The 7,583-nt window shown below is 67.7% G+C and carries 5 protein-coding genes; 3 read left to right on the forward strand and 2 right to left on the reverse strand.

The features are described from left to right. Positions 1-191: 191 nt before the first annotated feature. The gene (locus FPV16_RS20890; RefSeq protein ID WP_227440283.1) at positions 192-2,057 is read right to left on the reverse strand and encodes an ABC transporter ATP-binding protein; all 1,866 of its coding nucleotides are present in this window, start codon (positions 2,055-2,057) and stop codon (positions 192-194) included. Between the two features lie 219 nt (positions 2,058-2,276). Between FPV16_RS20890 and FPV16_RS20895 the strand changes: the two genes are divergently transcribed. Together FPV16_RS20895 and FPV16_RS20900 are read left to right on the forward strand one after the other, a co-directional pair. Continuing rightward, positions 2,277-2,891, forward strand: coding sequence for a ComEA family DNA-binding protein (locus FPV16_RS20895; RefSeq protein WP_227440284.1), 615 nt, complete (start codon positions 2,277-2,279; stop codon positions 2,889-2,891). A 268-nt stretch (positions 2,892-3,159) separates the two neighbouring features. Further along, entirely contained in the window at positions 3,160-3,375 is a 216-nt protein-coding gene (locus FPV16_RS20900; protein WP_227440285.1) for a hypothetical protein, read from the forward strand. 182 nt (positions 3,376-3,557) lie between these two features. On the opposite strand, the gene FPV16_RS20905 is transcribed toward FPV16_RS20900, so the two are convergent. Next, complete coding sequence (locus FPV16_RS20905) at positions 3,558-5,696, reverse strand: TonB-dependent siderophore receptor (protein ID WP_227440286.1); 2,139 nt, start codon at positions 5,694-5,696, stop codon at positions 3,558-3,560. 674 nt (positions 5,697-6,370) lie between these two features. Between FPV16_RS20905 and FPV16_RS20915 the strand changes: the two genes are divergently transcribed. Next, the coding region (locus FPV16_RS20915; protein ID WP_227440287.1) for a caspase family protein at positions 6,371-7,583 on the forward strand (1,213 nt) is incomplete at its 3' end.

Consider the following 7,583-nt stretch of genomic DNA (forward strand, 5'->3'; position numbering starts at 1 on the left):
ATGTCTGGACGATCACGGACGGTGTCGAACTGCCGACTCTTCGGCTTCGCCTCATCCAGGAGAGGGCAAGCCGAACGGCCCGAAAATCTGTTTCGTGCAATGATGGTTCTGGAGACGAGATGCAACGCCCTCGGGCCGCGCGGGAGGTCGCGTCGCCCCTGTGTTGTCGCGGAAGCATACCCGCCGGCGCCTTAGCGATAGCCGGCGGCCTGCAATTCGAACAGCTCCGCGTAGCGCCCGCCCCTCGCCTGGAGTGCCTCGTGGGTTCCGGCCTCGATGACCTTGCCGCCGTCGAGGACGAGGATGCGGTCGGCCATGCGCACGGTGGAGAAGCGGTGCGAGATCAGCACGCAGCTGCGTCCCCGGCTGAGATCGCGAAAGCGCTGGAACACTTCGAACTCGGCGCGGGCGTCGAGGGCGGCGGTGGGCTCGTCGAGGATCAGGATCTCGGCCTCGCGCATATACGCCCGGCTGAGCGCGATCTTCTGCCATTCGCCGCCGGAGAGATCGACGCCCTCGGCGAAGCGCTTGCCCAGGGGCTGGTCGTAGCCGAGCGGCAGGCGTCCGATCACGCCGTCGGCGAGGCTGCGCCCGGCGGCGCGGGCGATGCGGGCGGCATCGTCCCGCTCGTCGATGCGCCCCACGGCGACGTTCTCGGCGGCGGTGAAATCGAAGCGCACGAAATCCTGGAAGATCACGCCGATTCGGGCTCGCAGGTCGTCGAGGTCGTAGTCCGCGAGTGGGCGGCCATCGAGCAGCACGCGGCCCTCGGTGGGGTCGTAGAGCCGGGTCAGGAGCTTGACGATGGTGGTCTTGCCGGCCCCGTTCTCGCCCACCAGGGCCAGCACTTCCCCGGCGGCGAGGTGGAAGCTCAAGGACCGGACCGCCCAGGTCTCGGTGCCGGGATAGCGGAACCCGACCTCCTCGAAGACGATGCCGTGGGTGATCGGCTGCGGGAACGGCACCGCTCGCTCCGGCGAGCGGATGGAGGGCTCGACCTCGAAGAACGAGAACAGGTCTTCGAGATACTGGGCCTGCGAGGAGATCTGCGAGAAGCCGAGCAGCAGGCCCTCGATCAGGCCGCGCAGGCGCTGGAACGACCCTGCCAGGAAGGCGAGATCGCCGATGGAGAAAGCGCCCGCCACCGTGCGCCAGACGATGGTGGCGTAGGCCACATAATAGGCGAGCGTGCCCAAGGCTGCGAAGAGGCCGCCCCAGCCGGCCCGGCGGATGGCCAGCGCGCGGTTGTCGGCCAGGAGCTTGGCGGCCACGGTCCGGTAGCGTTCGGCGATATAGGCGTTGAGGCCGAAGAGCTTGACCTCTTTGGCCGATTCCACGCTGGCGCCGAGATAGCGCAGATAATCGATCTGCCGCCGCTCGGGGGTGCGGGTCCAGGCGAGGCGATAGCCCTGCCGGTTGAAGTAGAGCTCGTTCAGGAAGGCCGGGACGAGGGAGCCGGCCAGCAGCAGGATCAGCCAGGGTGCGTAGGCGGCGAGACCGATGCCGAAGGCGACGAGCGTGATCAGATCCTGCCCCTGCCCGAAGAGCTGGAACAGCAGGTTGGAGCGCCCGGTCACCTGGCGGCGGGCGCGTTCCAGCCGGTCCTGCTGGGCACTGTCCTCGAACTGTTCGAGGTCGAGGGCGGCGGCATGGCGCATCAGCCGGAGGGTGGCGGCATTGGCGTAGAGATCGGCGACCAACCCGTCGGTGAGGGTGCTCAGCCGACCCAGCAGATCGGACAGGATGGCGAGGCCGAGCTCGATGGCGACGAGGCCCGCGAGACGGCTGAGGGCGGGGTCCGCCATCCAGCCGGCGAGACCGGTTCCGGTCGGATGGGGCCGGGCATGCTCCGCGACGATGGCGTCGAGGATGAGCTTGCCGAGATAGAGCATCAGCACCGGCAGGCTCGCGCGGACAAGGCGCAGGGCGAGGCTCGCCATCAGCAGGCGCGGGCTCGCGGCATGAACGAGGCGGAACAGAGCCGGCAAGTAGCGCAGCGCGCCCACGCGCTCGACGACGAACCGGTTCAGCGAAGGGGCGAAGGAGGCGGCGGACATGGCCGCGGACCATGACGGGGCCAGCCCCGTCCGTCGATGCGTCGTAGGGTGCCGCGTGGGCTTCCCCGACGGCGTTGCCACGGCAGCCTCATGCGACGGACGGTTTCAACCAGCACGTTTCCTTGCGCAGATGCCTGAGGACATCGGGCGTGACAGCAAGACTTTGCTTTCTGTCCCATGTTAGAATCTCGCTTAAATTGTGCGCGTGAGGCGGGTTGGATGCTCAGCGGTTCGACTCTTCTACGGGTGGTGGTGCTCTTCGTCGTGGCGGCGGCGCTGGCGGGCCTGGTCCAGGCTTTCTGGCCGCAGGGCAGCGACGATCCGGCGCCGCCGGTGCAGCGCACCGAGCCGACCAAGGCCAGTCCGCAACAACCCGCGCCCCCGCCGCCCGAGCGTCGCGCGGAGCCGGCGCCCTCGGCGCCGCAGCCCGCCGCTCCCGTTCCTGCGGCCCCGCAAGCCGTCCTGCCGCCGTCTCCGATCCGGCCGCTGCCGCGACAAACGCCGCCCGGCCCGCCGGAGGGAGCGAATTCCGCGCTCAACCCGGCCCCCCTCCCCTATGGCGGCCCCGTGGCGCCCCTGGCCGAGAGCCCTCCCCTGAACGCGCCCCCCTCCGAGACGCAGCAGGCCAGCGACAATGCGGGACCGGCGGCGGTCTCCGTGGTGGATCTCAACACCGCCTCGGTGGCGGAACTCAACGGCCTCAAGGGCGGCGGCATGATCGGCCGCGCCATCGCGCAGCGCCGGCCCTATGCCTCGGTGGATCAGCTCCTCTCGAAACGCGTCCTCAGCCGGTCGACCTATGAGCGGATCAAGAACCAGGTGACCGTGCGTTGAGCGAGGGAGGCCGGCTTCGTGCTGGCATCGGACGCCGCCGCTTCGTAAGATCGGCGAGAGGGTCGTGGGCGCCAGCCATGCGATCGACGGAAGAGACAACGAGGCGTCGGGGCCTGATGGGTGAGATGCGTGCCACCACGGCTCGGCGAGGAACGGCCCGGTTCGCCGGCATCGCGCGGACCGTTTTCGCAAAGCCCGCTCTGCCAGCCACGCGACAAGGCCGCATCCCACGCGCCCGATGCACCGGAAACGCTTGAAAGGACCCGCTATGTTGACACAGCCCAGCAGCATCACCCTGCGCGACGATCTCGGGGTGACGGAGACCTCCGAGACCGACAATGTGGTGCGGTGGGACGGCGAACGGCTCTATGTGGAGCACGACATCTATCACAACGGCCAGCTCGTCCATAAAAAGTACCGCAAGAACGTCACCGAACCCGTGGCGAAGGCACTCCAGGCGCTGATCAATCGCGCCAAGCAATAGGCGTGGCGGCGTCCGTCAGGCCCCACTGTCACTGGAGACCGCCGCGCCACAGGCGGGATCGGCCCTGCCGGGTCCGGTAATGGGGCCGCCGAACCAGTCGACGGTGTCGGTCGCCGGAGCGCGTCACATGCGGTAACCGGCCGGGCGCGAGGTGGGACTGGCGGCAGGCCGCGAGCCTTGCCTCAGTAGCGGGCCGTCAGGCTGGCGAGGACGGTGAGCGGTGCGCCGGGGAGATTGTTGAACTGGTTGAAGGGCTGCTCGATGTAGCGGCGATCCGTGAGGTTGCGGCCGTTCACGGCGAAACGCCATGTCGGGTCGATCTCGTAGAACAATGTCGCGTCGAGGCGCGCATAGGCGCCGACCTTGTAGCTGTTGTTGATGTCGCCGAAGCGCTCGCCCACATAGGTGACGCCGCCGCCGAAGCCCCAGCCCCGCATCGGGCCGCTCTGGAACTGGTAGGTCGACCACAGGCTGGTGCTGAAGGTCGGGGCCGCCGGGAGGCGGTTGCCGATGGCGATCGTCGTATCCTGCGTCACCCTTGCATCGAGATAGCCGATACCGCCGATGATCCTCCATCCGGGCAGGATCTCGCCCGCAATGTCGGCCTCGACGCCCTGCGAACGCTGCTCGCCGGTGATGATGGAAAAGCCGTTGTTGGAGGGGTCGGTCGCGGCGACGTTCGCCCGAACGATCCGGAAGGCGGCGGCGCTCAGGGTGAGGCGATCGGGGATCAGGTCGATGCGCGTACCGATCTCGACCTGCTCGCCGGTCTCCGGCGCCGGCGTAAGGCCACTGATCACGTTGGCGGTCTGAGGCGTGAAGGAGGTCGTGAAGCTCCCGTAGACGGTGAGCGGCTCGATCGGCCGCCAGACCAAGCCGACGCGCGGCGAGGTTCCGGTGACGTCCCGATCGGGCGGGACGGTGTTGTTGGTGGCGGTGCGCTGGAAATAGAACTGGTTGGCCGTATCCAGGCGGACGCCGAGGACGAGTTGCAGTCCCTGGGCCAGTTCGATCTGGTCCTGCATGTAGGTGCCGACCATGAACAGCTTCTGCCGCAGGTCACTCTGCAGGGCGAGCGTTCCGATCTGCGGTGTCGATCCCCGGATCGGGTTGAGGAAGGAGACCGGGCTGGCCGTGCCCTGCTGCGAATAGGGATGCCGGTACCCATCGACGATTTCGACGCCGAACAGGGCCGTGTGGCGGAAGCCGAACAGATCGAAGCGGGCGACGGCTTCCGTCTGGCTGTCGATCGAGTTGTAGATGGACTCGATCTCGGACAGACGCCGCGTCAGCGACGCCCCGTTCGCGCTCACTCCGGTGGCGCGGGTGGCGAACACATCGAACCGGCCCCATTGACCGTTGATCACCTGCCGCAGGGTCAGGCTCTCGTTGACGTCATGCTCGGCCCGCAAAGTGATGGAGTTCGACTCGCCGTAATACCGGGACCAGGACTCGCCGTAGTAACGGCGGATGTTGTCCAGGGGCACCCGCCCCCGGAAAGCCGTGAGACCTTCGTCATACTGGCTGTGCTGGCGCGAGAACTCGGCATTCAGGGAGATCCGCGTCGATGAATCGGGCGTCCACAACAAGGACGGCGCGAAGAAATGGCGCGAATTGGCAGGGCCGCCGAAATCCCGGAAGGTGGGGTCGTCCTGCGTGGCGAAGCTGAAGCGGGCGGCGAGCCCGTCCGTCCCCGGGACCGCTCCCGTCACCGAGCCTTGAAGCCGCCGGAAGGCGTAAGACCCGCCCTGCAGGGTGAGGTCCGCGGAGGGCGTCAGCATGGGCTGGCGCGTCACGATGTTGATCAGGCCACCGGGATCGCCCCGGCCATAGAGCACGGAGGTGGGGCCCTTGAGCACTTCCACGCGCTCGACATTGGCGAGGTCGCGCTGCGTCGGCTGGAAGGAGTTGGCCGGGTTCAGCAGCACGCCGTCGATCGCGTAGGTCTGCGTGTTGAAGCCACGCAGCACATAGGTGTCGGACCGGCCCTGGATGGTGCCGGCGGGCTGGACATTGCTCACATTGGTGAGCGCATCGGTCAGGCGGACGTCCTGCTGATCGACGAGCACGTCACGAGGAACCACCTGGACCGATTGCGGAGAATCGCGCAGGGCCGTGTCCGTCCGGGTCGAGGTCGCGGAACGGCTCGCCCGGTAGCCGGTGACGGGACCGTTCGCCCGTTCGCCAGTGCCGATCACCGACAGCTCCGACAGGACCACCGCGCTCTCGGCCGGAAGCGTCTGGGCCTTCGCGGCGGAGAACGGCCCGACACCGACCGCCAGGATGGCGGCTATGTTCAGGACAACGAGCGGGCGCAGCATTGTGCTGCAACATAGTTCAATTGCTAATTTGCTCATTGTGTCGTCGTCTCAAGTCTTGGTACGTCATTGTCGATATCGAGATCTGTTGAAGGACAAATCTCTCGGCAACAAGCACGCTTCACTCAACTCGGCGGGCAAAACTCAGTTCATATACCCCTGTTGTAATTCGACGACGTTCTGGAAAAGCTCTAAACTACTTTCGATCAAGATATAAAAGATGAAATCTATAGTATTGCAGTTCGCATGTTGCCGAACACCCTCACCCTGCGCGACGATCTCGGGGTGAGGGAGACCTCCTAGACCGACAATGTGGTGCGGTGGGACGGCGAGCGGCTCTATGTGACACAGGACATCTATCACAACGGCCAGCTCGCTCCTGAGAAGGACCGCGGGAACGTGACCGAGACCGCGGCGAAAGCGCTCCGCGCGCGGATCAATCGCGCCAAGCAATGGCGAACACGAAACGCAGCTCCTCAATCACCGGCCCGGCGGAGAGGCGCATGCCTGCGCCGGGATCGGGGCTGCTCCGAGCGAGGATTTGGTAAGCCCAATTCCGGGCATCCCTGGACGACCGTAAGATTCTGCACGATGGTGCGACCGCTCGCGCTCAGGTCGTCCGCGATGCTCCGTATGGTGTCGGTCGTCGCTGCAGGCGGCGACGGAGGTTCCCGGCGATGGTCCTGTCCCGCTATGTCGCCGTCTTCGCGGCCCTGTTCGCCGCCCTTCTGATCTGCGTGCCGGCCAACGCGCAGCAGACCGAGAAGCGCATCGCCCTGGTGGTCGGCAACGGCGCCTATGAGGGGGCGCCCATCGCCACCGCCGCCAACGATGCCGGCCTCATCGCACAGACGCTGCAGGCGGCGGGCTTCGACGTGGTGGGCGCCCGCGACCTCGACGAGGATGCCCTGCGCAAGGCTTTGCGCGACTTCCTCGACAAGGCGGCGGCCTCGGGGCCGGACACGGTGGCCTTCGTCTATCTCGCCGGATACGGGTTGCAGCTCGAGGGCGAGACCTTCTTCGCCCCGGTGGATGCCCGCATGGCCACCGCCGTCGACGTTCCGGTCGCGGCCCTGCGGGTGTCGGACTACATCAAGCGCCTCTCCACCGTTCCCTTGAAGGCCCGGTTCGTGGTGCTCGACGCAGCCCGCGCCAACCCGTTCGTGAAGACGGGGGAGCCACTGGCCGGCGGTCTCGCCCTGGTGGAGGCCGAACCCGGCAGCCTCATCGCCTACAACGCGGCGCCCGGCACGGTGGCGCCGCCCGAGACGGGGGCCTATGGCGCCTATGCGCAGGCCCTGGTGGAGATGATCCGCGAGGGCGGTCTCCAGCCGGCGGCGCTGTTCGACCGGGTGCGCCTGCGGGTGAACGAGACCACCAGGGGCGCGGCCATGCCCTGGGACGACGCCCGGATCGAGGTGCCGTTCGTGTTCTTCGAGCGCAATGCCGACGCGCCCGCCCCGGCGCAGGCCGAGCAGATCGCGTCCCTCCGCGACCGCCCGTTGCGCGACATCGGTGCGCGGGACGCCTATTCGGTCGCCGTCGAGCGCGACACGCTGCAGGGCTACCAGGATTTCCTAGGCGCCTATCCCGACGACCCGATGGCCAAGCGCGTGCGGGCCATCGTCGCCGCGCGGCGCGAAGCGACGACCTGGCGCCGCGCCCTGTCGGCGGGCACACAGGACGCCTACTGGTCCTACCTCACGCGCTATCCGCGCGGACCGCACGCGGCGGATGCGCGCCGGCGCCTGGCCCGCCTTTCCGCGCCGCCGCGACCGCCCGAGGCCTTCACCGTACTGTCCTTCGACCTGCCCCCGCCGCCCCCGGACGAGGAGAGCTATTTCGACCGGCAGGTCGTCGCCTTCGACGACCTGCCGGTCGAAATAGCTC

It is taken from the genome of Methylobacterium sp. W2 (genome assembly GCF_020662345.1).
Classification (GTDB): domain Bacteria; phylum Pseudomonadota; class Alphaproteobacteria; order Rhizobiales; family Beijerinckiaceae; genus Methylobacterium.